This is a genomic window from Priestia sp. 179-F W1.4 NHS, assembly GCF_045369295.1.
GTDB classification, from domain to species: Bacteria; Bacillota; Bacilli; order Bacillales; family Bacillaceae_H; genus Priestia; species Priestia zanthoxyli.
This window is the reverse complement of record NZ_JBIQFF010000001.1, coordinates 449,078-471,780: the sequence shown is the minus strand read 5'-3', so window position 1 is coordinate 471,780 and position 22,703 is coordinate 449,078. Positions and strand designations below refer to the sequence as shown.

General features: G+C 40.6%; 20 protein-coding genes. 1 reads left to right on the top strand and 19 read right to left on the bottom strand.

Annotated elements, in window-relative coordinates:
- Nucleotides 1-11: 11 nt before the first annotated feature.
- The 6 genes from hydA to mce all read right to left on the bottom strand — a co-directional run bounded on the left by hydA (nt 12) and on the right by mce (nt 7,450).
- Nucleotides 12-1,430, bottom strand: coding sequence for a dihydropyrimidinase (hydA, locus tag ACH0CI_RS02395; RefSeq protein ID WP_406900830.1), 1,419 nt, complete (start codon nt 1,428-1,430; stop codon nt 12-14).
- A 19-nt stretch (nt 1,431-1,449) separates the two neighbouring features.
- Nucleotides 1,450-2,730, bottom strand: a complete 1,281-nt coding sequence (gene preA, locus ACH0CI_RS02390; protein WP_028411570.1) for an NAD-dependent dihydropyrimidine dehydrogenase subunit PreA — start codon at nt 2,728-2,730, stop codon at nt 1,450-1,452.
- Between the two features lie 21 nt (nt 2,731-2,751).
- On the bottom strand, nt 2,752-4,113 hold the full coding sequence (locus ACH0CI_RS02385) for an NAD(P)-dependent oxidoreductase (protein WP_406900829.1): 1,362 nt from the start codon (nt 4,111-4,113) through the stop codon (nt 2,752-2,754).
- Nucleotides 4,114-4,337: 224 nt separating this feature from the next.
- Nucleotides 4,338-5,456, bottom strand: coding sequence for a tripeptidase T (locus ACH0CI_RS02380; protein WP_013084962.1), 1,119 nt, complete (start codon nt 5,454-5,456; stop codon nt 4,338-4,340).
- A 25-nt stretch (nt 5,457-5,481) separates the two neighbouring features.
- On the bottom strand, nt 5,482-7,032 hold the full coding sequence (locus tag ACH0CI_RS02375; protein ID WP_033579719.1) for an acyl-CoA carboxylase subunit beta: 1,551 nt from the start codon (nt 7,030-7,032) through the stop codon (nt 5,482-5,484).
- Complete coding sequence (gene mce, locus ACH0CI_RS02370) at nt 7,025-7,450, bottom strand: methylmalonyl-CoA epimerase (RefSeq protein ID WP_406900828.1); 426 nt, start codon at nt 7,448-7,450, stop codon at nt 7,025-7,027. Before mce ends, ACH0CI_RS02375 begins: the two co-directional genes overlap by 8 nt.
- 149 nt (nt 7,451-7,599) lie before the next feature.
- Between mce and prli42 the strand changes: the two genes are divergently transcribed.
- Nucleotides 7,600-7,695 (top strand): stressosome-associated protein Prli42, encoded by a 96-nt coding sequence (gene prli42 / locus ACH0CI_RS02365; RefSeq protein ID WP_149917156.1) that lies wholly within the window; start codon nt 7,600-7,602, stop codon nt 7,693-7,695.
- A 75-nt stretch (nt 7,696-7,770) separates the two neighbouring features.
- Here prli42 and ACH0CI_RS02360 read toward each other — a convergent pair whose 3' ends face one another.
- The 13 genes from ACH0CI_RS02360 to lpdA form a co-directional block, all read right to left on the bottom strand.
- Entirely contained in the window at nt 7,771-8,295 is a 525-nt protein-coding gene (locus ACH0CI_RS02360; protein WP_335388338.1) for a L,D-transpeptidase, read from the bottom strand.
- A 98-nt stretch (nt 8,296-8,393) separates the two neighbouring features.
- The gene (locus ACH0CI_RS02355; protein ID WP_335388336.1) at nt 8,394-9,344 is read right to left on the bottom strand and encodes an aromatic acid exporter family protein; all 951 of its coding nucleotides are present in this window, start codon (nt 9,342-9,344) and stop codon (nt 8,394-8,396) included.
- Nucleotides 9,345-9,504: 160 nt separating this feature from the next.
- Complete coding sequence (locus ACH0CI_RS02350; protein ID WP_028411574.1) at nt 9,505-10,227, bottom strand: amino acid ABC transporter ATP-binding protein; 723 nt, start codon at nt 10,225-10,227, stop codon at nt 9,505-9,507.
- Nucleotides 10,220-10,879, bottom strand: coding sequence for an amino acid ABC transporter permease (locus tag ACH0CI_RS02345; protein WP_013059114.1), 660 nt, complete (start codon nt 10,877-10,879; stop codon nt 10,220-10,222). Before ACH0CI_RS02345 ends, ACH0CI_RS02350 begins: the two co-directional genes overlap by 8 nt.
- A gap of 31 nt (nt 10,880-10,910) precedes the next feature.
- Complete coding sequence (locus ACH0CI_RS02340; RefSeq protein ID WP_026106695.1) at nt 10,911-11,714, bottom strand: transporter substrate-binding domain-containing protein; 804 nt, start codon at nt 11,712-11,714, stop codon at nt 10,911-10,913.
- A gap of 281 nt (nt 11,715-11,995) precedes the next feature.
- Nucleotides 11,996-12,433, bottom strand: a complete 438-nt coding sequence (locus ACH0CI_RS02335; RefSeq protein ID WP_028411575.1) for a BrxA/BrxB family bacilliredoxin — start codon at nt 12,431-12,433, stop codon at nt 11,996-11,998.
- 193 nt (nt 12,434-12,626) lie between these two features.
- Complete coding sequence (gene meaB / locus ACH0CI_RS02330; protein WP_033579718.1) at nt 12,627-13,622, bottom strand: methylmalonyl Co-A mutase-associated GTPase MeaB; 996 nt, start codon at nt 13,620-13,622, stop codon at nt 12,627-12,629.
- A gap of 16 nt (nt 13,623-13,638) precedes the next feature.
- Nucleotides 13,639-15,789, bottom strand: a complete 2,151-nt coding sequence (gene scpA / locus ACH0CI_RS02325) for a methylmalonyl-CoA mutase (RefSeq protein WP_406900827.1) — start codon at nt 15,787-15,789, stop codon at nt 13,639-13,641.
- Nucleotides 15,782-17,818 (bottom strand): acyl-CoA mutase large subunit family protein, encoded by a 2,037-nt coding sequence (locus tag ACH0CI_RS02320; protein WP_406900826.1) that lies wholly within the window; start codon nt 17,816-17,818, stop codon nt 15,782-15,784. Before ACH0CI_RS02320 ends, scpA begins: the two co-directional genes overlap by 8 nt.
- 157 nt (nt 17,819-17,975) lie before the next feature.
- On the bottom strand, nt 17,976-19,235 hold the full coding sequence (locus tag ACH0CI_RS02315) for a dihydrolipoamide acetyltransferase family protein (RefSeq protein ID WP_049166191.1): 1,260 nt from the start codon (nt 19,233-19,235) through the stop codon (nt 17,976-17,978).
- A 15-nt stretch (nt 19,236-19,250) separates the two neighbouring features.
- Complete coding sequence (locus ACH0CI_RS02310) at nt 19,251-20,234, bottom strand: alpha-ketoacid dehydrogenase subunit beta (RefSeq protein ID WP_406900825.1); 984 nt, start codon at nt 20,232-20,234, stop codon at nt 19,251-19,253.
- A 12-nt stretch (nt 20,235-20,246) separates the two neighbouring features.
- The gene (locus ACH0CI_RS02305; protein ID WP_014458261.1) at nt 20,247-21,239 is read right to left on the bottom strand and encodes a thiamine pyrophosphate-dependent dehydrogenase E1 component subunit alpha; all 993 of its coding nucleotides are present in this window, start codon (nt 21,237-21,239) and stop codon (nt 20,247-20,249) included.
- A gap of 20 nt (nt 21,240-21,259) precedes the next feature.
- Complete coding sequence (gene lpdA / locus ACH0CI_RS02300; protein WP_406900824.1) at nt 21,260-22,681, bottom strand: dihydrolipoyl dehydrogenase; 1,422 nt, start codon at nt 22,679-22,681, stop codon at nt 21,260-21,262.
- Nucleotides 22,682-22,703: the final 22 nt, after the last annotated feature.

Sequence of the window (22,703 nt, the reverse complement as noted above, 5' to 3'; positions counted from 1 at the left end):
GGCATCTGTTTTTATAACGTTAATTTTTCAGCTTCGTTAGCCGTGTTTAACTCATTAAACTTTGCTCTTTTTGTATACTGTCCATAGCCTTTTTGACCGACAAACTGCTTATCTTTTAAGACAAATTCTCCTCGGCAAAGCACTGAAACCGGCTCACCTGTAACTTTCATTCCCTCAAATGCGCTATAATCAACTGCCATATGATGCGTTTTAGCTGAAATCGCACGTTCAACAGAAGGGTCAAATATAAGCAGATCCGCGTCTGCACCAACTGCTATCGTTCCTTTTTTCGGATACAGTCCGAACAGCTTCGCGATTTTTGTTGATGTTATATCCACAAACTGATTGATATTAATTCGGTTTTTCACTACTCCTTCTGAAAATAAAAGGCTCATGCGATCCTCGATAATAGGTCCTCCGTTTGGAATCTTTGTAAAATCTCCTTTTCCTAGATCTTTTTGACCGTTAAAATCAAACGAGCACTGATCTGATCCAATCGTTTGCAAGTCGCCATTACGCAGGGCATTCCACAAAACATCTTGGTTCCATTTTTCACGTAAAGGCGGCGACCATACGTATTTTGCTCCTTCAAAATCCGGTTTCTCTAAATAGGTTTGGTCAAGCGTCAAATACTGCGGACACGTTTCGCCCCAGATATTTACGCCTTTTTCCCTTGCTTCAGCAATCTTTTTAACCGCTTCAGCGCAAGATACGTGAACAACATAGAGCTGTGAGTCAGCAAGCTCGGTTAGCACTGCGGCTCTTCCCGTAGCTTCTCCTTCTATTTCCGGAGGACGAGTGAGGGCATGATAGATAGGATCAGTTTGTCCTTGCTCCAGCGCTTTTGCCGTTAAATACTCAATAACATCTCCATTTTCAGCATGTACCATCACAAGCGCCCCTAGTTTTTTAGCTTGCACTAGCGTTTGGTAAAGGGTAGCATCGTCTGCTTGAAAAACATTTTTATAGGCCATGAACACTTTAAAAGAAGTAATTCCTTCTTTTTCAATAATCGTAGGAAGCTCATTTAATACATCTTCCGTGATTTCTCCAATCATTAGATGAAAGCTGTAATCGATAGCCGCTTTTCCTTTTGATTTTTCATGCCATGTGCCGATCGCTTTTTGGAGCGGTTCGCCTTTATTGGTTAAGCAAAAATCAATAACAGTTGTCGTACCTCCAAAAGCTGCTGCTCTTGTACCTGTTTCAAAGTCGTCTTTTGTAACGGTCCCTCCAAACGGCATATCTAAATGAGTATGGGGATCGATGCCTCCTGGGAATACATAGTTGCCTTTTGCATCAATCACTTCGCATCCCTGTTCTTCAAAAGCTGAGCCAATTGCCGAAATCACTCCATTTTCAATTAAAATATCGGCTTTATACGTATCTGTTGCTGTGACTATGACACCATTTTTAACGATTTTCTTCATTTCTTCATCCCCTTTGTATTTATACGTCCAATCGCTGTGCAGCCGTCGCTTGTAAAGCAGCTTGGCGTTCATTCCACGTCATTGGCGGTTGTTCATTTGGTAATTCAACCATGGATATAGCTCCGTCCACAGGACATACAATCGAACATAAATTACAGCCTACACAATCTTCTTCTCGTACTTTTAAATAAGGTTTCCCTGAAGGATCTTTCAACATATCAATACATTGGTGAGAAGTATCTTCACAAGAAATATGACACTTATTGCAGTTAATACACGTATCAGGGTCGATGCGAGCCACTACTTTATAATTGAGATCTAAGTTGCCCCAGTCGGAATATTTTGAAACGGCTTTCCCTACAATATCGCTTACTTTTTCGATTCCTCTTTCATCCAAGTAATAGTTGAGACCTTGAATCATATCCTCTACAATGCGGAATCCGTGATGCATAGCAGCTGTACATACTTGCACACCTGTAGCACCCATGAGCATAAATTCCACTGCTTCTTGCCAGTTCGAAACGCCTCCCATACCAGATATTGGAACGTTAATAAACGGACTTCTTGCACATTCAGCAACCATGTTTAATGCAATCGGCTTAACAGCCGGGCCGCAATAGCCTCCGTGAGCGCCTTTTCCCGCTACGTGTGGAATTGTATTCCATGAATGAATGTCTACTCCTGCTAAACTATTAATGGTGTTAATCATACTAACAGCGTCGGCACCACCTCGAACCGCTGCTTCTGCTGTAACGGTAATATCTGTGATATTTGGGGTTAGCTTAACAATGACCGGCGTTTGGGCTACTTCTTTGGCCCAATACGTTTGTTTTTCAACTAAATCAGGGACTTGCCCAGAGGCAGCACCCATCCCTCGTTCTGCCATTCCATGCGGACAGCCAAAGTTCAGCTCTAATCCATCTACTCCTACATCTTCTACTTTTTTGACAATCTCATGCCATTTTTCTTGCTGAGGCTCTACCATAAGAGAGGCAATAATTGCGTGGTTAGGAAACTTCTTTTTCGTTTCATAGATTTCCTTCAAATTAACTTCAAGCGGACGATCGGTGATTAGCTCAATATTGTTAAAGCCGGCTACGCGCTGACCGTTGAAGCCAACGGCAGCAAATCGAGAGGAAACATTTAAAATCGGATCACCAAGCGTTTTCCAAACTGCGCCTCCCCATCCTGCTTCAAATGCACGCTGCACTTGATAACCTGAATTGGTTGGCGGTGCGGATGCCAGCCAAAACGGATTTGGTGATTGAATACCTGCTAAATTTGTTGTTAAATCTGCCATAGATTTCTCCTCCTCCTGATTTTAAGCTGTTTCCATTGTTTCTTTTGATAACTGCATATGAATATTTAACGCCGTTTGTTTTCCTTGCTGAGCAGCGGTCACAACCATTGCTTCTCCTTGCCCTTTACCAAAAATGACGTCTCCGCAAGCAAATACTTTTGGATTTGATGTTTGGAACGTCTCTTGATTTATTAAGACAACTCCGTCTTCATGGTTCAGCTGGAATTGTTGAATCAAAGACAGGTAACGTTCTTGACCAATTGCTTTAACAACAGCATCGACTGGAATCGTAAACGTTGAACCTTCAACAGGAACAGGCTTCCTGCGGCCGTCTGCATCTGGATCTGTTAGGGTCATTTTTACACATTCAATCCCGCTCACCTTACCATTTTCATCTCCAATAATTCGTATAGGAGCCGTTAACCAGCGGAATTCAACACCATCTTGTTTCGCAAATTCAAATTCAAAATCATAAGCCGTCATTTCTTCTCGTGTACGACGGTATAAAATTTGAACATTTTCAGCTCCCAAGCGCACGGAACATGTAGCACCATCAATCGCAGTATTTCCCGCTCCAATGACGGCTACACGCTTACCAACAAATTCTGTTGATAGCGCTTCTGACTTCGTTTTTTTCACAAAATCAATCGCATCATACACACCGTCTAGCTCTTCACCTTCAACATGTAGAGAAGGCACCTTACTCATACCAATAGCTAATACAACCGCGTCATATGACTGCAGTAATTCGCTTGGAAGAATATCTTCTCCAATTCTTACATTTGTTTTAATTTTTACATCTAAGCTTTTTACTTGTTCAACTTCCCAGAATGAAATCGCTTGAGGAAGACGAAACGACACGATTCCATATGTATTTAACCCTCCTGCTTGTTTTTCCGCTTCAAAAATGGTTACCTCGTACCCAAATCGGGCCAGTTCTCTTGCTGCAGAGAGACCAGCCGGACCTCCCCCAACAATCGCTACCTTTTTGCCATTGGCTTTTCCTTTTTCAAACAGCACCTGTTCATTTTGAATAGCCCAATCCGTTGCGTAGCGCTGCAAATCTCCAATCATAATTGGTTTGGTTGAATGGTTTAGCACACACGCTCCTTCACATAGTTCATCGGTTGGACAGACTCTCGAACAGCTTGCTCCTACTGGATTCGAAGACATAATCGTTTCGGCAGAGCCCTTTAAATTGCCCGATGCAATTTTTTTAATAAACGTCGGGATGTCAATTCCTGTAGGGCATGCCTGAATACAGGGTGCATCATAACAGTACAAACATCGATTAGATTCTTCGACTGCTTCTCTATTGGACAACCCTTTTTCTACTTCATTAAAGTTTTGAATGATGGACTGCAAACTTTCCGGTGATCGCATTGCATCAACCTCCCAAGAATATCTGTTGATAAAACTTAAATTGAAAGCGCTTACATATTTTTTATATACGTTATTTTCAACTTCTACTTTGTAAAATGTATTACTAACTTTATTGTACAAAACGACCGTCTTTTCTTCATTATACATTATGTTAAAAAATTCAGACTATTTACTATTCACTATGTAAAAAGCCTTGCTTTTATATAAAAGCAAGGCTGCAACTATTATTTTGCTACTTCTTTAATAATCGACACTACTAGTTCAGATGTCTTCACCAGTTCTTCTACCGGAATTTTTTCATTGGTTGTATGAATGTCTTCATAACCAACTGCTAAATTTACTGTTGGGATATCAAAGCCTGCGATTACATTTGCATCGCTTCCGCCTCCGCTTTGAAGCAGGCGTGAAGGACGATCGATATTAGCCACGGCTTTTTTAGCAACTTCGACAACATGATCTCCATCGCCAAATTTAAAGCCTGGATACATCACTTTAATATCAACTTCTGCACGTCCGCCCATTTCTTGTGCAGCTGTTTCAAACGCTTCTTTCATTTTCGCTACTTGTGCTTCCATTTTTTCTGGAATTAATGAACGAGCTTCTGCTAAAATATCGACGCGGTCACACACGATATTCGTTTGCGTTCCACCTTCAAAACGTCCAATATTCGCTGTAGTCTCTTCATCAATACGTCCAAGCGGCATTTTAGAAATGGCTCTTGAAGCAATCGTAATAGCAGAAACGCCTCGTTCAGGAGCTACACCCGCATGAGCTGTTTTTCCATAAATTGTTGCATTTACTTTTGCTTGCGTCGGCGCAGCAACAATAATGTCTCCCACTTTGCCATCGCTATCTAAAGCATAGCCGAATTTTGCCGTTACGAGACTAGAATCAAGAGCTTTAGCACCCACTAAGCCAGATTCTTCTCCTACTGTAATAATAAATTCAATTTTACCGTGCGCGATGTTTTCTTCTTTTAATACGGTGATTGCTTCTAGCATTGCTGCTAAGCCTGCTTTATCATCCGCTCCAAGAATTGTCGTGCCGTCACTTTTAATATAGCCATCTTCAATAGATGGTTTAATACCATTTCCAGGTACGACTGTATCCATATGAGAAGTAAAGTAGATTGTGTCTACGCCTTCTTTTGTAGCTGGCAGTGTGCAGATTAAGTTGTTGGCTCCGTGGCCTGTTTTTTCTTTGGCATCATCTTCTACTACTTCGACGCCTAATGCCGTAAATTTTTCTTTTAGTACAACAGCGATTTTTTCTTCATGCTTTGTTTCTGAGTCTACTTGTACTAATTCAATAAATAAATCAACGATTCGTTGTTCATTAATCATAATATGTAATCCCTCCAAAAATAACCTACAATGGTATGTTACCATGTTTCTTTGCTGGACGCTCTTCCTTTTTATTGTGCAACATTTCAAGCGCTTGTATTAATTTTATTCGTGTTTCCCGAGGATCAATCACATCATCGACCATTCCAGCGCTTGCCGCTACGTAAGGATTAGCAAATTTCTCGCGATACTGCTCAATTTTTTCGTGTCTTGTTTCATCTGGGTTTTCGCTACCTCGAATGTCGTTTGCAAAGATAATATTTGCAGCACCTTGAGGACCCATAACAGCAATTTCTGCATTCGGCCACGAATACACAAGGTCGGCTCCAATCGATTTACTATTTAAAGCTACATACGCACCTCCGTACGCCTTTCGCAAGATCACCGTGATTTTCGGAACGGTAGCTTCGGAGTATGCATATAAAATTTTAGCACCATGTCGTATAATTCCGCCATGTTCCTGCTTGATACCTGGGAAAAAACCTGTAACATCTTCAAATGTAATAAGTGGGATATTAAATGAATCGCAAAACCGAATAAACCTTGCTGCTTTATCTGAGGAGTTAATATCTAAACTGCCTGCCATTACTTTAGGCTGGTTACACACAAGTCCGACAACTTTTCCATCTATGCGGGCAAAACCAATGACAATATTTCTGGCAAAGTCTTTTTGCACTTCAAAAAAGGAGTGCTCGTCCACTACTTGGTGAATGACTTGACGCACATCGTAAGGACGCACGGCATCAAACGGGACAACGTCTAATAAATCCGGACGGTAATGATCACTCTGTGCCTCTGAAGCTAAAGGAGGCTGCTCTTGACTAGACTGCGGAAGATAGCTTAAGAGCGTTCGTACTTGTTCTAGTACCTCTTGTTCTGTTGAACCTCTGAAATGGGCGTTACCGCTAATTTCGTTATGAACAGCTGCTCCTCCAAGATTTTCAGAGGAAATGCTTTCTCCCGTTACGGTTTCAATTACTTTTGGTCCGGTAATGAACATTTGACTTGTTTCTTCTACCATAAAAACAAAGTCCGTAATCGCCGGTGAGTACACGGCTCCGCCTGCACAAGGACCCATAATAACAGATATTTGAGGCATAACACCTGAATAAATGGCGTTTCGATAAAAAATATGACCGTATCCATCAAGAGACATGACGCCCTCTTGAATACGAGCCCCGCCTGAATCATTTAAACCAATAAACGGCACGCCTGTTTTAGCCGCTAAATCCATTACGTGCGCAATTTTTTTAGCATGCATCTCACCTAACGCGCCTCCAAATACCGTAAAATCTTGCGAAAACAAATAGACTGAGCGACCGTTTATCTTGCCGTAGCCTGTTACTACCCCGTCTCCTGGTCCTACTTGATTATTCATACTGAAGTCAGCACACCGATGCTCAATAAACGGATTTAACTCGACAAATGTATGTTCATCCAAAAGAATTTCAATTCGTTCACGTGCCGTTAGCTTCCCTTTATGGTGCTGTTTTTCAATTTTTTCGTCTCCACCGCCTAACTCGATTTTCCGGCGCTTATCGTACAATTCATTTAATTTATCATAAATGTCAACCATGCTTCTTCTCCTCCTCTAGTGTTTTTTCACAGAGCTCATAAAGAACACCGTTTGCTGACTTAGGATGCAAAAAAGCAATGGATGCTTCCCCTGCGCCTTTTCGCGGAACATCGTCAATCATTTGTACACCTTTTTCCTTTAACTCGTTAATCCGTTCTTCAATCGTACGTACACCTAAAGAAACATGGTGAAGACCTTCACCTCTCTTTTTAATGAACGCACCGACTGCACTGTCTTCAAAGAGCGGCTCTAATAATTCAATTTTTACGTTGCCGCACTGAATAAAAGCCACTTTTACTCCTTGTTCTTCTACTTTTTCTACTTTCAATAGAGACAGTCCTAATACCTTTTCGTAAAAAGGGAGGCTGCCTTCAATTGATTTTACAGCTACTCCTATGTGATCAATTCCTTTTATCACTTTCTCACCTCTTTAAAAAAGCGTTTTCATTTACACATATTCTTGAAAACAAAAGAAATCTCCTGCTCGCGTATGTACAGAAAGTTGCTTGTCTAAGCAGCGGAAGACATGTAAAATAAGAAAAAAACGTGTAGGAGGACTTTGGTTGTATGTCTAATAAGAAAATCCAAAAAACCATTGTGTTTTTAATGCTTCTTGTCATGTTAATATCTACGCTTCTAGCGGGACTTGCGATGTGGTTTTAATCGAGACTGATGACTAAAAACATAGATGCACTGCTGTTTCTTTGTGCAATGCAAACATATAAAAAAGACTGGTGACTAGTCACCAGTCTTTTGCTGTATATTCACAATGCCTTTTTGAGCGGCTAACTCTTCAAAAGATTGATCTGTAGATACAATCCATACTTTTGTACCTAACGGGACTTGATCATATAAATGGCTTACTTCACGATTTTCTACGCGAATACAGCCATTCGATACATATTTACCGATGGAATCCGGCTGATTTGTACCGTGAATGCCATAAATACGTCCGTCAGTCTCTCTTGCATCAAACCCAATCCACCTTACACCTAGAGGATTTTGAGGAGCGCCTCCTTCAATGTTACTTCTCCGATAATAAGGATTAACAGCTTTTACTGTTACCGTGAACTCTCCTTCGGGCGTCAGATTAACTGTTTTCCCCGTTGCTACTTTAATAATTTGTTTAATTTCTTTATTTTGAATATAAGCAAGCTCATTGCTTTGTTTATTAATAATAATATAAGGATCATTTGGTAACGGATTTTCTCCTAATGGCCAAACCGGAGATAGTAGTAAAAAGATAAAAGCAAACACATGCACGTAATCCACCACCTTACGTTAGTCCTAAGTAAAAGACAAGAGAGACATCTCTTGTCTTATTTAGTGTTCGTAAGCAAGATACACAACATGCATGCTGTTTAACATATTTTTAAGGTTTGTTTAATAACCAAATATTGTTCAATTTCTTTGACTACGTGCAGTAAATCGGCACGCGCTTCAAACTCTTCCCGCGTTTTGGGAAGCGGCATCTCTGCAAACGCTTCTCGTAAATGCTGAAGTTTGGCTAAAAATAATTTTGCTGTATTACCGGGGTGGATGGATAGACTTAATTCTTCAATGAAATCGGCAATCATGTAGCGCTGTTCGACCACCAAATCAATAGCGGTAATGAGAGGAAGCGTACGCTCAATAATTTCAAGCTGTTTTTCACGAATTTTAAAATAGCGGTAATAATAATTTTCCCCACGCACAAAATGATTTTCTACATCACGAAACGCAAGGCTTTTTGCTTTTTCTAAAATTTTTACCGTATCTGCAATTTCCTTACCGTCCCAGCTGCTGTCATTGGTTCTGAGATACAGGGCAATTTCCTTTAACATCGATCGGAAATTTTCTTCAATTTCTTGCTGATACGTGCGAAGCTCTTGATCTAAACTTGGCATATATAAATTCACAAGCAGGGCAACCCCTATCCCAATTACAATTAAGCCAAGTTCATTAAAGACGATTCCCCACGTCATATTGCCTTTGGAGTAAATATGAAGCAAAATAACGGAGCTTGTAACAATGCCTGCATTAACTTTGAATATAACCGTAACCGGAATAAACAAAAGCAGCATCAGTCCTATAACAAGTGGATGATAAGCAATCCCTTCAAAGAATATAAACGAAAACAGAATGGATAAAGAACAAGCAATAAAACGATCGCTTGCGCTTCGCAGCGATTTTTTCTTTGAATTTTGAATGCACAAAATGGTGATAATTCCAGCTGATACAAAAAACTCGAGGTGAAAGAACTGAGCTATAATAATAGCCAGTGATGTACCGACGGCTGTTTTAATTGTCCGGTACCCAATTTTAAATTTCATTTTCTAGACTCCTACATGTTGGTTTCTTTTTAGTGTGATAAAATACTCTATTCTTTATTAACACGAATAGAAAAATAACACAACCTTAAATCTTGCTGTACTTTATAAATTTCAATAAAAAAAGTGCAGAAAAGATCGTACTCTTCCTGCACTTTTTTTATTATAAAATCTTTTCTAAGAAATCTTTAGCACGCTTGCTTTTAGGGGCTGAGAAAAATTCGGCCGGAGGCGCATCTTCAACAAGCACACCGCCGTCTAAAAACAGCACACGATCCGCTACTTCTCGTGCAAATCCCATTTCATGCGTTACAATGACCATCGTCATTCCTGTTTCTGTTAGCGACTTCATTACATCTAGCACTTCTTTTACCATCTCTGGATCCAATGCTGATGTTGGTTCGTCAAACAGCATTACTTTCGGCTCCATTGCCAATGCTCTTGCAATAGCTACACGCTGCTTTTGACCGCCCGATAAGCGACTTGGAAACTCGTTGGCTTTTTGAGCAAGTCCAACTTTTTGGAGTAATTCTTTGCCTTTAGCAACAGCCGTTTCTCTTGACACGCCTTTTACCGTCATCGGAGCATACGTCAAATTTTCAAGCACTGTCATATGTGGAAACAAGTGAAAATGCTGAAATACCATTCCTACATTTTCACGCACACGCATAATGTTTGTTTTTTTATCTGTAATCACTTGACCGTTAATGGAAACTAATCCGCTCGTCGGTTCTTCAAGCAGGTTCATACAGCGTAAAAAAGTAGATTTACCAGAACCAGAAGGGCCAATAACAGCTACGACTTCTTTTTCCTTAATCGTAGTTGAAATACCTTTTAAAACGTCATTCTTACCAAATGATTTGTGTAAATTTTCAACGTTAATCACCTTTTCTCATTCTCCTCTCGACTGCTTTACCAAGGAGCGTTAAGCCCATTACCATTACATAATAAATCAACCCTGCAAAAATTAACGGTTCAAGGTAGGCGAATTTTTCTCCCCCTACAATGTAAGCACGTCGCATAATGTCGAGTGCTCCAATAACTGTAACGATAGCTGATTCCTTTGTTAATGTAATGAACTCATTCATTAAAGCAGGTAAAATATTTTTAAGTGCCTGTGGCAAAATAATTTGTCCCATCATGCGGCGATAAGGAATTCCTAACGCTAATGCCGCTTCACGCTGTCCTTTATCAACAGCTAAAATACCAGCGCGAATAATTTCAGATATATATGCTGCAGAGTTTAGCCCGAACGCAGCAACGGCTGCTGGAAACGGGGCAATATCAAACCCGAGCAGCTGAGGTAATCCAAAGTATATTAATAATAATTGCAGTACAAGCGGTGTTCCGCGAAACACAGACGTATATGCATCCGCAAACCATTGAAGAGGTTTATTGCGGCTGATTTTACATAAAGATAAAATAACTCCCAGCACAAACCCTAAAATTGCTGAAGCTAGGACTATCTGTATCGTTACCCCTATCCCTTTTAAAATATAAGGCATAGAAGGCACGATTTGCGAAAAATCCAAATTCATGCCTAGTTCCATTCCTCTCTAACTATCATTCTTATTTTTGGTCGTCAAACCACTTAACGATTAATTTATCCAATTCACCGTTTTCTTTCATTTTCTTTAATTCACGGTTAAAGTCATTCGTTAGCTTGCTGTCTTTAGGAAATGCGATTGCTGATCCTTTACTTGAATCGGGACGTCCTGTATCAGACATTTGCAAGCTTTTGTCTTTGTTCACATACCCTTTAGCTACTGTATCTTCAATAATCGCTGCATCGATACGATTTGATTTCATTTCTTGAATTAGTTCTGGAATACGGTCACGCGTTGTTACATTTACTCCGTCAACTTCTTTTGCAATTTCTTTTGCTTCGTCTGCTTGAATAGAAGAAGTTTGTACACCGACTGTTTTTCCTTTTAGTTCTTCTGCGTTTTTAATTGGCGCATCTTTCTTCGATACAATCATGTTTTTTGCTTCATAGTATACGTCTGAGAAGTCCACGTTCTTTTTACGCTTTTCAGTTGGCGTCATACCGGCTAAAACTAAATCGACTTTATTAGATTGTAAAGCTGGAATTAATCCGCCAAATTCCATATCCTTTACCTGCACGTCATAGCCTAACTTTTTACCGATTGTTTTTGCTAAATCTACGTCAAATCCGATTGCTTCACTATCACCTTTTGCCGTATCAATATATTCAAAGGGTGGGTAATCTGCTGATGTTCCCATTACAAGTACTTTTTTATCTTTGTCGTCGCTGCTTGCTCCGCCATTAGACGTTCCTTCTCCTGCTCCGCATGCAGCTAAAACGCCTGCTGTTAAGAGACCAATTGCCGTTACCGATAACCACTTTTTCAATTTCATCTTCGTTCCCCCTAGTTTATTCCTTACATTATTTTTTAAAAATTAATAATATTATGAAATAAGTTTTTTACTATTGCAAGTAAATGTCGAAATTTAAATATATATTCATATAAATGTATTTTAACACAACATTATAAATATGCAATATCTTTTTTAAATATAAGTTTCACTATTTGAAAATACCTTTTCTCAACATTTTCCACTCATTAGAAAGCCTGCATACAGACGGGTAAAAAAATGCATAAAAAAAGAAGCCGTTCAAAACGGCTTCTCTCTTACACTTCTTCACAGTTCTGTTCGAACGCTTCTTGCAGCTTCATCACAACTGACATTGGCTCATGGCCTTCAATTTCGTGACGCTCTACCATTGTGATAATTTTTCCGTCTTTTAATAAAGCGAAAGATGGAGATGAAGGTGGATAACCTTCAAAGTATTCGCGTGCACGCGCAGTTGCTTCTTTATCTTGCCCAGCAAATACTGTAACCAAGTTTGTTGGACGTTTATCATAATGTACAGCGTGCGCTGCAGCAGGTCTTGCAATACCTCCTGCACAACCGCAAACTGAATTCACCATTACAAGCGTTGTGCCAGGCTGTTTAAACGTTTCATCTACCGCTTCAGCCGTCGTTAATTCTGTATAACCAGCAGCTGTAATTTCTTTACGGGCCTGACGAACAACGTCGTTCATAAACAAGTTAAAATCGATATTCATTTTCATACCTCCCTTTTGCTATCTATCCTTTATCATAGCAAACGAAAACTAAAAAGGCGATTGCTTTGACTCATTTTTTCTTGGTAATCAAGATTAAACAAGAAAAGAAATGGTGATACTGTTTTTACAGCTAGAAAACCATACTCTTAACTCCCTAGTGTAGAAGGATCCGCATAAAATGCAGGATCCTTTTTTACATTTCTTTCATCGCCTGCTGATAGATTTTAATCAAGTGTTGGAGAGCTTCAGCCATTGTGGCATCTCCGGTCATCATTTGTTTTTCAACATCCCCTAATGTTTGCTTAACTAAAGGATGTTCATAAAATGATTCTTGTAAATATTCATTAACACTTGCTTGTAACCATGCCTTCATTTGCTTTTGTCTTACTGCATAAAACAGATCTTTTTTATTCATCCATTCCTTATAGTCACAAATTATCTGCCATAAATGTTGAAACGACGCTTCTTCATAAGCAGAAGTTGTGATGACCTGTGGTTTCCACCCTCCGGAATGACCGTGAAGAAAACCGATGACACTTTTGTATTCTTTTGCAGTCACTTCTGCTTTTAGCCGGTTATCCCCGTCTGCTTTATTTACACAAATTAAATTAACCCATTCAAGCAGCCCTTTTTTAATTCCTTGCAAATCATCTCCTGCTCCGGTTAAAGCAAGCAAAACAAAGAAGTCTACCATCTCTTTTACAATCATTTCACCTTGGCCAACACCCATCGTTTCGACAAATATGATGTTATACCCAGCCGCTTCACAAAGAAAAATGGCTTCTCTCGTTTTAAGATGAACACCTCCAAGCGTTCCTTGAGAAGGTGAAGGACGGACAAAAGCGTTCTCTTGTTTGGCAAGCAGCTCCATTCTGGTTTTATCTCCTAAAATACTTCCTCCAGACAAGGTACTGCTTGGATCGACTGCTAAAACTGCAACGGAATGGCCATTTTTGCATAGATACGATCCAAATTTGTCAATCAGCGTACTTTTTCCTGCTCCTGGTACGCCAGTAAAACCAATGCGCACTGAATGCCCCGTATGGGGATAGATTTCTTTAATCAGCTGTTGTGCTATTGCTTTATGCTTCGGCGCTTTACTTTCAATTAAAGTAATGGCTTGAGCTAACGCTGTTCTTTTCCCTTCAAGCAGCCCTTGTTTATAATCTTGTACCGTTTTTAATTTCACCAATTGTCTTCACCAACTATTCTTCTAACCGTTTCTTTATTTCATGTAAGACGGAAACGGCCGCTTTTGGGATTACTGTTCCAGGTCCAAAGATTGCAGAAGCGCCGTGCTCTAAAAGAAATGAGTAGTCTTGTTTAGGAATAACGCCTCCGACAATAACAACGATATCGTCGCGCTCTAATTTCTTTAACTCATCAACAAGCTGCGGCAGTAACGTTTTATGCCCGGCTGCCAAAGAGCTTATGCCAATCACATGTACGTCGTTTTCTACAGCTTGCCTTGCTGTCTCTTCAGGCGTTTGAAATAAAGGGCCAATATCCACATCAAATCCAAGGTCAGCAAAGGCTGTTGAAATCACTTTTGATCCTCTGTCATGACCGTCTTGCCCCATTTTCGCCACTAAAATCCTTGGGCGTCTTCCTTCTTCCTCTAAAAATTCAGCCGTGAGCTTTCGAACTTCTTCGATTTGATCTCGATGCGCAAACTCCGCACTGTATACCCCGCTGACTGACTTAGAAGTAGCCTGATGTCTTCCAGCCACTTTCTCAATGGCTTCTGAAATTTCACCTAGTGTAGCTCTAGTTCTTGCAGCTTCAACCGCAAAAGCAAGGAGATTCCCTTCGCCTGTTTTAGCACAAGTGGTCAGTCGATTAAGCGCTTCGAGTACCGCTTGTTCGTTACGTTCACTGCGTATTTTCTTTAGCTTTTCCAGCTGCTTCATTCGAACTGCTGTGTTATCAATATCAAGAATATCAAGCGGTTCTTCTTGCTCCGGCTGAAACTGATTCACACCTACAATAATTTCTACCTGCGAGTCTATTCTTGCTTGTCTGCGCGCAGCAGCTTCTTCTATCTTCATTTTAGGTACGCCTGCTTCTATTGCTTTTGTCATTCCGCCGAGCTGCTCTATTTCTTCAAGGTGCTTCCACGCTTTTATCATTAATTCATTCGTTAATGATTCCACATAATAAGAGCCTCCCCAAGGGTCAATGACGGAACAAATCTCCGTTTCATTTTGCAAATAAAGCTGCGTATTTCGAGCAATTCTAGCTGAAAAATCAGTCGGAAGAGCAATCGCTTCATCCAGTGCGTTTGTATGAAGCGATTGCGTATGTCCTGACACTGCAGCCAGAGCTTCGACGCATGTTCTAATAACATTATTAAATGGATCCTGCTCGGTTAAGCTCCATCCGGACGTTTGAGAATGCGTTCTAAGAGCGAGTGATTTAGGGTTGTCCGGCTCAAACTGTTTCATGAGTTTTGCCCACAGCAGCCTCCCCGCTCTCATTTTCGCTACTTCCATAAAGTAGTTCATTCCAATTGCCCAGAAAAAGGATAGTCTCGGTGCAAACGCGTCAATTGAAATTCCTGCTTTCAAGCCGGTTCGTACATATTCAAGTCCATCTGCAAGCGTATAAGCAAGCTCTAAGTCTGCTGGAGCGCCTGCTTCTTGCATATGATAGCCTGATATACTAATACTGTTAAATTTCGGCATATGCTCCGCTGTATATTTAAAAATATCCGCAATGATTCGCATGGACATTTCAGGAGGATAAATATACGTATTGCGCACCATATATTCTTTTAAAATATCGTTTTGAATCGTTCCAGCCAGCTTTTCTTTTTTTACTCCTTGTTCTTCAGCTGTTACGATGTAGAAAGCTAAAATAGGAAGAACCGCCCCGTTCATCGTCATCGACACGGACATTTGATCAAGCGGAATCCCTTCAAACAGCTGCTTCATATCAATCATTGAATCAATTGCCACTCCTGCTTTCCCTACATCTCCAACAACTCTTGGATGATCAGAGTCATAGCCGCGGTGGGTAGCTAGGTCAAAAGCAACAGACAGCCCTTTCTGTCCAGCAGCTAGGTTTCGGCGGTAAAAGGCATTGCTTTCCTCCGCCGTTGAGTATCCTGCATACTGTCTAATCGTCCAAGGCCTATTCACATACATCGTTGCATACGGTCCTCTCACAAACGGTGGAATACCAGGTGCAAAGTGAATAAAGTCGAGGTCATCTCTGTCTTTTTTTGTATATAATGATTTTAATTCAATTTGTTCATTTGTTTGAAAAGCAGTGAATGAACTTTGAGTCACGTCATCTTCCCTTTGCTGCTTTGAAAATGATAATGGAATATTAGAAAAAGAAGGCTTTTTATACATGAACTTCTACCTCCAAAGCACATAATAACTTCTTAACGCATTGAATAACATTTGTCTTAGGATGTATGACGCTCATTACACCTTTTTGCTGCCACTGCGTTTTGCGTGATACGTGTTCTTCCCCTACTACGTACACATAAACGGAATCTTCCTCAAAATAAGTCATCGCTTTTGTTAAGAGCTTTTCCACGAGTTCATCACTTCCACAGATTACATATGCTTCGTGCTTTTGTTCATTCATCCAATCTGCTATCTCGACATAGGAATCTATGTTTTTAATTGTTTCACACGCAAAGCCTGCGCTTTCAAATAAAGACCGGGCAATCTCAGCTTTTTTATGGCTGCTAGGATCGGCGAGCTCCATAATGCCAATGCTCATTCCCTTTGTATAAACCCGTATTTTTTCAAACTTCTCTGCTGCTCTCCACTTAGTGAGCGGCACAACACTGTCTGGCTGTGACTGCTTCGCCATTTGTTTTAGCATCCACCCTGCTGTTACCCCTTTAGATGCTAGCTTTGTATAGTCCTCTAGCGAAAGATTTGATGAAAATCCCGAAGTGTTCTGGTCACTGTATTTATTCATTTTTCTTTCTTCTTTTTTAGACAGAGTGCTTTTTATCTCTTCAGATGCAGCGTGTTGCTTAGGAGCATAGTGTGTGACTCCGATCAAGCGCTCAATTCGGCACTCTATATCTCCTTGTCTTTTTACTCTCATTTGTTCAACTTCATCTTGAATTCGCCCTTGTTTTAAAGCTTCTTCCATTCCGCCGTGGTCTTCAATGTTGCCAAATAACTCCCAAGCTTTTGTCATTAATTCATGTGTGTAAGCTTCAACGTACCAAGAGCCTCCGGCAGGATCCACTACTTTTGATATATGTGTTTCGTGCTGCAAAATTAAGTGAGTATTACGGGAAAGGCGATGAGCGAACTGAGAAGATGAGGATGTAACGGAATCATATGGTTCAATATGCAGACTATCCGCTCCTCCTACAATAGAAGCAAACGCTTGAACCGTGCTCCTTAATGCATTTGTATACATATCTTCTTTAGACTGTGTAAGACGTGACGTTTCCGTATGAATAAACGGCACTGAAACGGCCGTGTCATCAAAAGCACGAACCACATTTGCCCAAAGCATGCGAAAAGCACGAAGTTTTGATATTTCCATAAATAAATGTGAGCTAACTGAAAAAGAAAAGGTCATGTGAGGTAAAACTTGATGTAAGGACAGACCGCGTTTCATGCATTCATCAATATACTGCACTCCTGTAGCAAGCATATAAGCTAGTTCTTGAACAGCGTTTGCACCGCTGTTATGGTAAGGAATGCTTGATACAATGATCGTTTTGAGCTCTGGAACATTACTGTGAGCCAAACGCGTTGCGTAAGCTAAATGATCGTATAAATCTCGAGTAGAAAGTGGAACTCTCCCGTATTCAGCAAGAGTGCCGAGCGGATCCATTCCAACCGTACCTGTTAGCTGTCTCATATCAAAGTTATGATCAACACAGTATGCTTTTAGAAACGAAAGAAGTGGAACGGATGTACATCCCGTATTTAAAAATAAAGGCACAGCTTCAAGAGCTACATGCTGAAACAAATGAGCAACATCCTCTAAAGTAGAAATTGTAGCGCCTGAGGCTACTTCAGCTTCAGTTGCTTCATCAACGTCTTTTCCTTGCCTCATTGCTTCACTGCACGTAAAAGCGGCCGTATTTTGTCCGTTTCTCAAACTGTGTAAAAGAAGTTTATTGCTTTCTTTAATAGAAGGTAAGTCGATTTTTTGGGTGATTTCCCATTCCCCTAGTATGTATGATTCTTTACCGGCTCCTCTTAAACAATCTATTCCCGCCGGACTCTGCTGCAAGTAGTCTAAATGTGCCGTATCACTTTCAAAATAAAGCGGTTTCAAAAAGATGTTTTCTAACGTTTCTTTTGAGCGGAGCGCGGTGTTTTTGCTAACTTCCTGTGCCCAATCTTCTTTAGGTGTACGTGTAAATTCATGAAATGATAATGTATTTGTTTTCATTTCCATGCCCCTTTACAGTTAATAGCTGCCTGCTAGACCTAGATGATTACACTTTGAAGTTTGATGATTCTTCTTTTATTTTAATACATCTTTTACAAATTGTTCAATCATTGCTTCAAAATAAAAAAGCAAATGGAGAAAGCTCCATTTGCTTTTTTTAATAGACGGACGTATTCTCTTTAGACGTAGATTCTAAAATCTCTTTAACTCTTGCCAAGAACCTGCCGCACACCAAGCCGTCCAACACGCGGTGATCAAGTGATAAACATAAGTTAACCATATCTCGAACAGCAATCATGTTATCAATAATAACCGGACGTTTTACAATAGATTCTACTTGTAAAATAGCCGCTTGCGGGTAATTAATAATCCCCATTGATTGCACGGAACCAAATGAGCCTGTGTTGTTAACAGTAAACGTTCCGCCCTGCATGTCTTCAGACTTCAATGAACCCGTACGAACTTTTTGCGCAAGCTCTGTAATTTCACGCGCAATGCCTTTGATTGTCTTTTCATCGGCTTGTTTAATAACCGGCACAAATAAAGCATCGTCTGTTGCAACAGCAATAGATACATTAATATCTTTTTTCTGAACAATACGGTCTCCTGCCCACATTGAATTCATTTGAGGGAATTCTTTTAAAGCCTGAGCCACTGCTTTTACGAAGAACGCAAAATAAGTTAAGTTAAAACCTTCTTTTTGTTTGAACTCCGTCTTTAATGCATCACGATAAGAAACTAAGTTCGTTACATCAACTTCAACCATTGTCCATGCATGCGGAATTTCGTGTTTACTGCGAAGCATATTTGCTGCAATAGCTTTACGCACGCCTGAAACAGGGATTTCTTGATCTCCGGCTGCAGACACAACCGGCGCGGGTTGCTTCGTTTTCGGAGCAGCTGCCGCTACGGGTGCTTCTGGCTGAACTGTTGATGCAGGTGTTTCTTTCACTTCAGAAGCTCCGCCTTTTTCGATAACAGCTAAAATATCTTTTCTCGTAATGCGGCCGCCCGCTCCTGTTCCTGTCACGGTATCTAAATTAATATTATGTTCTTGTGACAGACGCATAACAGCTGGAGAGTATCGGCTTTTATTAGATTGACTGTCCGCTGTTTTTGGCGCTGATTCTTCTACAGTCTTATCAGACGTTTTCTGTTCTTTTTGAGGTACAGTTCCTTCTACTTCAATTAAACAAATCACTTCTCCCACGGGTAAAGTATCATCTTCACCTGCAATTAACTCTTTAATTGTTCCACTAAAAGAAGAAGGCACTTCAGCATTTACTTTATCCGTCATGACTTCAGCTAACGGATCGTACTTATTTACGTGATCTCCAACAGAAACGAGCCATTTGCTAATTGTACCCTCTGTTACACTTTCACCGAGCTGCGGCATCGTAATTTTTTCAATAGCCAATTGATACAACTCCTTTTAAAATTGAGCTAATTCTCTCATTGCTTTTTCTACTTTATCTGGATTCACCATAAAATATTTTTCCATTGTTGGTGCATACGGCATAGCTGGAACATCGGGGCCAGCAAGGCGCTGAATTGGCGCATCTAAATCAAATAAGCAGTGTTCAGCAATAATAGCTGCTACTTCGCTCATAATGCTGCCTTCTTTGTTGTCTTCCGTTAAAAGCAGGACCTTACCTGTTTTAGATGCTGCTTCTATAATAGCTTCTTTATCAAGTGGATAGACCGTTCTTAAATCTAAGATGTGTGCTGAAATACCGTCTGCTTCTAGCTTTTCAGCAGCTTGAAGAGCAAAGTGTACACAAAGACCATATGTAATAACCGTGATGTCGTCTCCTTCTTTCTTTACATCTGCTTTGCCAATCGGCAGTACATAATCATCTTCAGGGACTTCTCCTTTAATCAAACGGTACGCACGCTTATGCTCAAAGAAAAGAACTGGGTCATCATCACGAATAGCTGCTTTTAATAATCCTTTTACATCATAAGGCGTAGAAGGCATCACAATCTTTAACCCTGGCGTATTGGCAAAGAGTGCTTCAACAGATTGAGAATGATAAAGAGCACCGTGAACTCCGCCGCCGTAAGGAGCACGAATTGTAATTGGACAACTCCAATCATTATTAGAACGATAGCGAATTTTCGCTGCTTCTGACACGATTTGATTGACTGCAGGCATAATAAAATCAGCAAATTGCATTTCCGCAATCGGACGCATGCCGTACATTGCCGCTCCGATTCCTACGCCTGCAATAGCAGATTCTGCAAGAGGTGTGTCAATAACTCTTTCTTCCCCGAACTGTTCGTACAGTCCGTTGGTTGCTTTAAATACGCCGCCTTTTTTTCCTACGTCTTCTCCTAATACAAACACGCGGGAATCTCTTTCCATTTCTTCACGAATGGCCATTGTTACTGCATCAATATATGAAATAACCGGCATATATTCTCCTCCTTACTCACCGTACACGTATTTTAAAGCCGATTCCGCTTCTGCATAAGGAGCGTTTTCAGCATAATCTGTTGCATCATTAACGATATTCATAATATCATCAAGCATTTGTTTTTCTCGTTCATCGGTTAACACGTTAACCTCTTTTAAATAAGCCGCAAAGTACGCAAGCGGATCACTCTTTTTAGCTTCAGACAATTCTTCTGCTCCGCGATATGCACGATCATCGTCATCACTTGAATGGGCAGTCAAACGCTCTGAAACAGTTTCAATAAGAGTAGGCCCTTCTCCTCTGGATGCACGATCTCTTGCTTCTTTTACCACTCGATATACTTCAAGGACGTCGTTTCCATCAATTGTGTAGCCTGGCATACCATATCCAATCGCACGATCAGATACTTTTGCGCACCCTAGCTGCTTTTCAACCGGAACAGAAATCGCATACTTGTTATTTTCACACATAAAGATAACAGGAAGCTTATGAACACCTGCAAAGTTCGCGCCTTCGTGGAAGTCTCCTTGGTTAGAAGATCCTTCTCCAAACGTAACAAACGTTACTAAGTCTTTTTTCTCCAATCGTCCTGCTAAAGCGATTCCTACTGCATGAGGCACCTGTGTTGTAACTGGAGAAGATCCTGTTACAATTCGCTTTTCCTTATGGCCAAAGTGACCTGGCATTTGACGACCTCCTGAGTTTGGATCTTCTGCTTTAGCAAACCCAGAAAGCATTAAATCGCGCGCAGTCATTCCAAATGCCAGCACAACACCCAGATCGCGGTAATAAGGTAATATGTAATCATTCTCTCTGTTTAAGGCAAAAGCTGCGCCAACCTGAGCGGCTTCTTGACCTTGACATGAAATAACAAAAGGCACCTTCCCTGCACGGTTTAATAGCCACATACGCTCATCAATTTTTCGTGCAAGCAGCATAGTGCGGTACATTTCAAGTACTTGTTCATCAGTTAATCCTAATGATTCATGACGGTTTTTTGTCATGTTTAAACCTCCTTTAATCATCAAAAATGAATCGCTTTTCCATCTACAGCTAATGAAGCTTCTCCCATCGCTTCTGAAAGGCTAGGATGAGGATGAATGGTATGAGCAATTTCCCATGGTGTAGCATCCAATACCTTTGCAAGACCCGCTTCAGAAATCATATCCGTCACGTGAGGTCCAATCATATGCACACCAAGAACATCATTTGTGTCGGCATCGGCAATAATTTTAACAAATCCCTCTGCCTCTCCATATACAAGAGCTTTTCCAACGGCCTTAAACGGAAACTTTCCAACCTTCAGCTGAAATCCTTGCTGTTTTGCTTCTTGTTCTGTTAATCCTACACTTGCTGCCTCCGGGCTGCTGTATACGCATTTAGAAATTGTTGTGTAATCAATCTTCAAAGGCTTGTCACCATGTAAATGCTCAACAGCTACGATTCCTTCGTGAGAAGCTACATGTGCAAGCTGCAGTCCGCCAATCACATCTCCAATTGCGTAGATATGAGATTCTTTCGTTTGATAAAAATCATTTGTGGCAATCACACCGTTTTCTACTACAATATCGGTATTCTCGAGACCAATTCCTTCAACATTCGCTTGACGCCCTACAGATACAAGCAGCTTTTCTGCTTCATATTCTTGCATATCGTCTCCTACTTGAGCCGAAATTTTAACCTTACCATCAATAGACAGTGTATCAGCCATTACTTTAGCAGAAGTAATAATGGTAACTCCTTTTGCTTTTAAAAGCTTCGTCATTTCACGGGAGATATCTTGATCTTCTGTTGGTAAAATGCGATCGCTGTATTCAACAACCGTTACATCAACATCAAAATCTGTGAGCATTGACGCCCATTCAATTCCAATGACGCCGCCTCCCACAATAATAATAGAAGCAGGAAGTGTTTCCATCTTTAATGCTTCATCTGAAGTGATTACTTTCTCTCCGTCAATTGTTAAACCAGGTAATGTTCTAGGACGAGACCCTGTTGCGACAATTACATTCTTTGGAATAAGCATTTCGTTTTCTTCACCGCTTTTTAATTCAACGGAGATGGTACCTGGCATAGGAGAAAAAATAGAAGGTCCTAAAATACGTCCAATTCCTTCATATACGTCAATTTTACCTTTTTTCATTAGCTGTTTGACACCATTATGTAACTGTGAAACAATTTCCGACTTTCGTTCTTGTACACGAGCATAGTTCAATAGTACATTGGACGTTTCTACGCCAAATTCACTGCTTTTCTTAGCCGTTTGATAGACTTCTGCACTTCTTAGTAAAGCTTTGCTTGGGATACACCCTGCGTGCAGGCATGTGCCGCCTAACTTATTTTTTTCCACAACAGCTACCGATAGACCTAACTGAGAGGCACGAATAGCTGCTACGTACCCTCCGGTTCCACCGCCGAGAATGACCAAATCATATTCTTTTGCCACACTGCTTCACACCTTTCTGCAA

What these genes read in the sequence shown, in the direction of transcription:
- hydA (WP_406900830.1), bottom strand. Translation starts at nt 1,430, where the DNA reads ATGAAGAAAATCGTTAAAAATGGTGTCATAGTCACAGCAACAGATACG.
- preA (WP_028411570.1), bottom strand. Translation starts at nt 2,730, where the DNA reads ATGGCAGATTTAACAACAAATTTAGCAGGTATTCAATCACCAAATCCG.
- ACH0CI_RS02385 (WP_406900829.1), bottom strand. Translation starts at nt 4,113, where the DNA reads ATGCGATCACCGGAAAGTTTGCAGTCCATCATTCAAAACTTTAATGAA.
- ACH0CI_RS02380 (WP_013084962.1), bottom strand. Translation starts at nt 5,456, where the DNA reads ATGATTAATGAACAACGAATCGTTGATTTATTTATTGAATTAGTACAA.
- ACH0CI_RS02375 (WP_033579719.1), bottom strand. Translation starts at nt 7,032, where the DNA reads ATGGTTGACATTTATGATAAATTAAATGAATTGTACGATAAGCGCCGG.
- prli42 (WP_149917156.1), top strand. Translation starts at nt 7,600, where the DNA reads ATGTCTAATAAGAAAATCCAAAAAACCATTGTGTTTTTAATGCTTCTT.
- ACH0CI_RS02355 (WP_335388336.1), bottom strand. Translation starts at nt 9,344, where the DNA reads ATGAAATTTAAAATTGGGTACCGGACAATTAAAACAGCCGTCGGTACA.
- ACH0CI_RS02345 (WP_013059114.1), bottom strand. Translation starts at nt 10,879, where the DNA reads ATGAATTTGGATTTTTCGCAAATCGTGCCTTCTATGCCTTATATTTTA.
- ACH0CI_RS02335 (WP_028411575.1), bottom strand. Translation starts at nt 12,433, where the DNA reads ATGAATATCGATTTTAACTTGTTTATGAACGACGTTGTTCGTCAGGCC.
- scpA (WP_406900827.1), bottom strand. Translation starts at nt 15,789, where the DNA reads ATGTATAAAAAGCCTTCTTTTTCTAATATTCCATTATCATTTTCAAAG.
- ACH0CI_RS02320 (WP_406900826.1), bottom strand. Translation starts at nt 17,818, where the DNA reads ATGAAAACAAATACATTATCATTTCATGAATTTACACGTACACCTAAA.
- ACH0CI_RS02310 (WP_406900825.1), bottom strand. Translation starts at nt 20,234, where the DNA reads ATGCCGGTTATTTCATATATTGATGCAGTAACAATGGCCATTCGTGAA.
- ACH0CI_RS02305 (WP_014458261.1), bottom strand. Translation starts at nt 21,239, where the DNA reads ATGACAAAAAACCGTCATGAATCATTAGGATTAACTGATGAACAAGTA.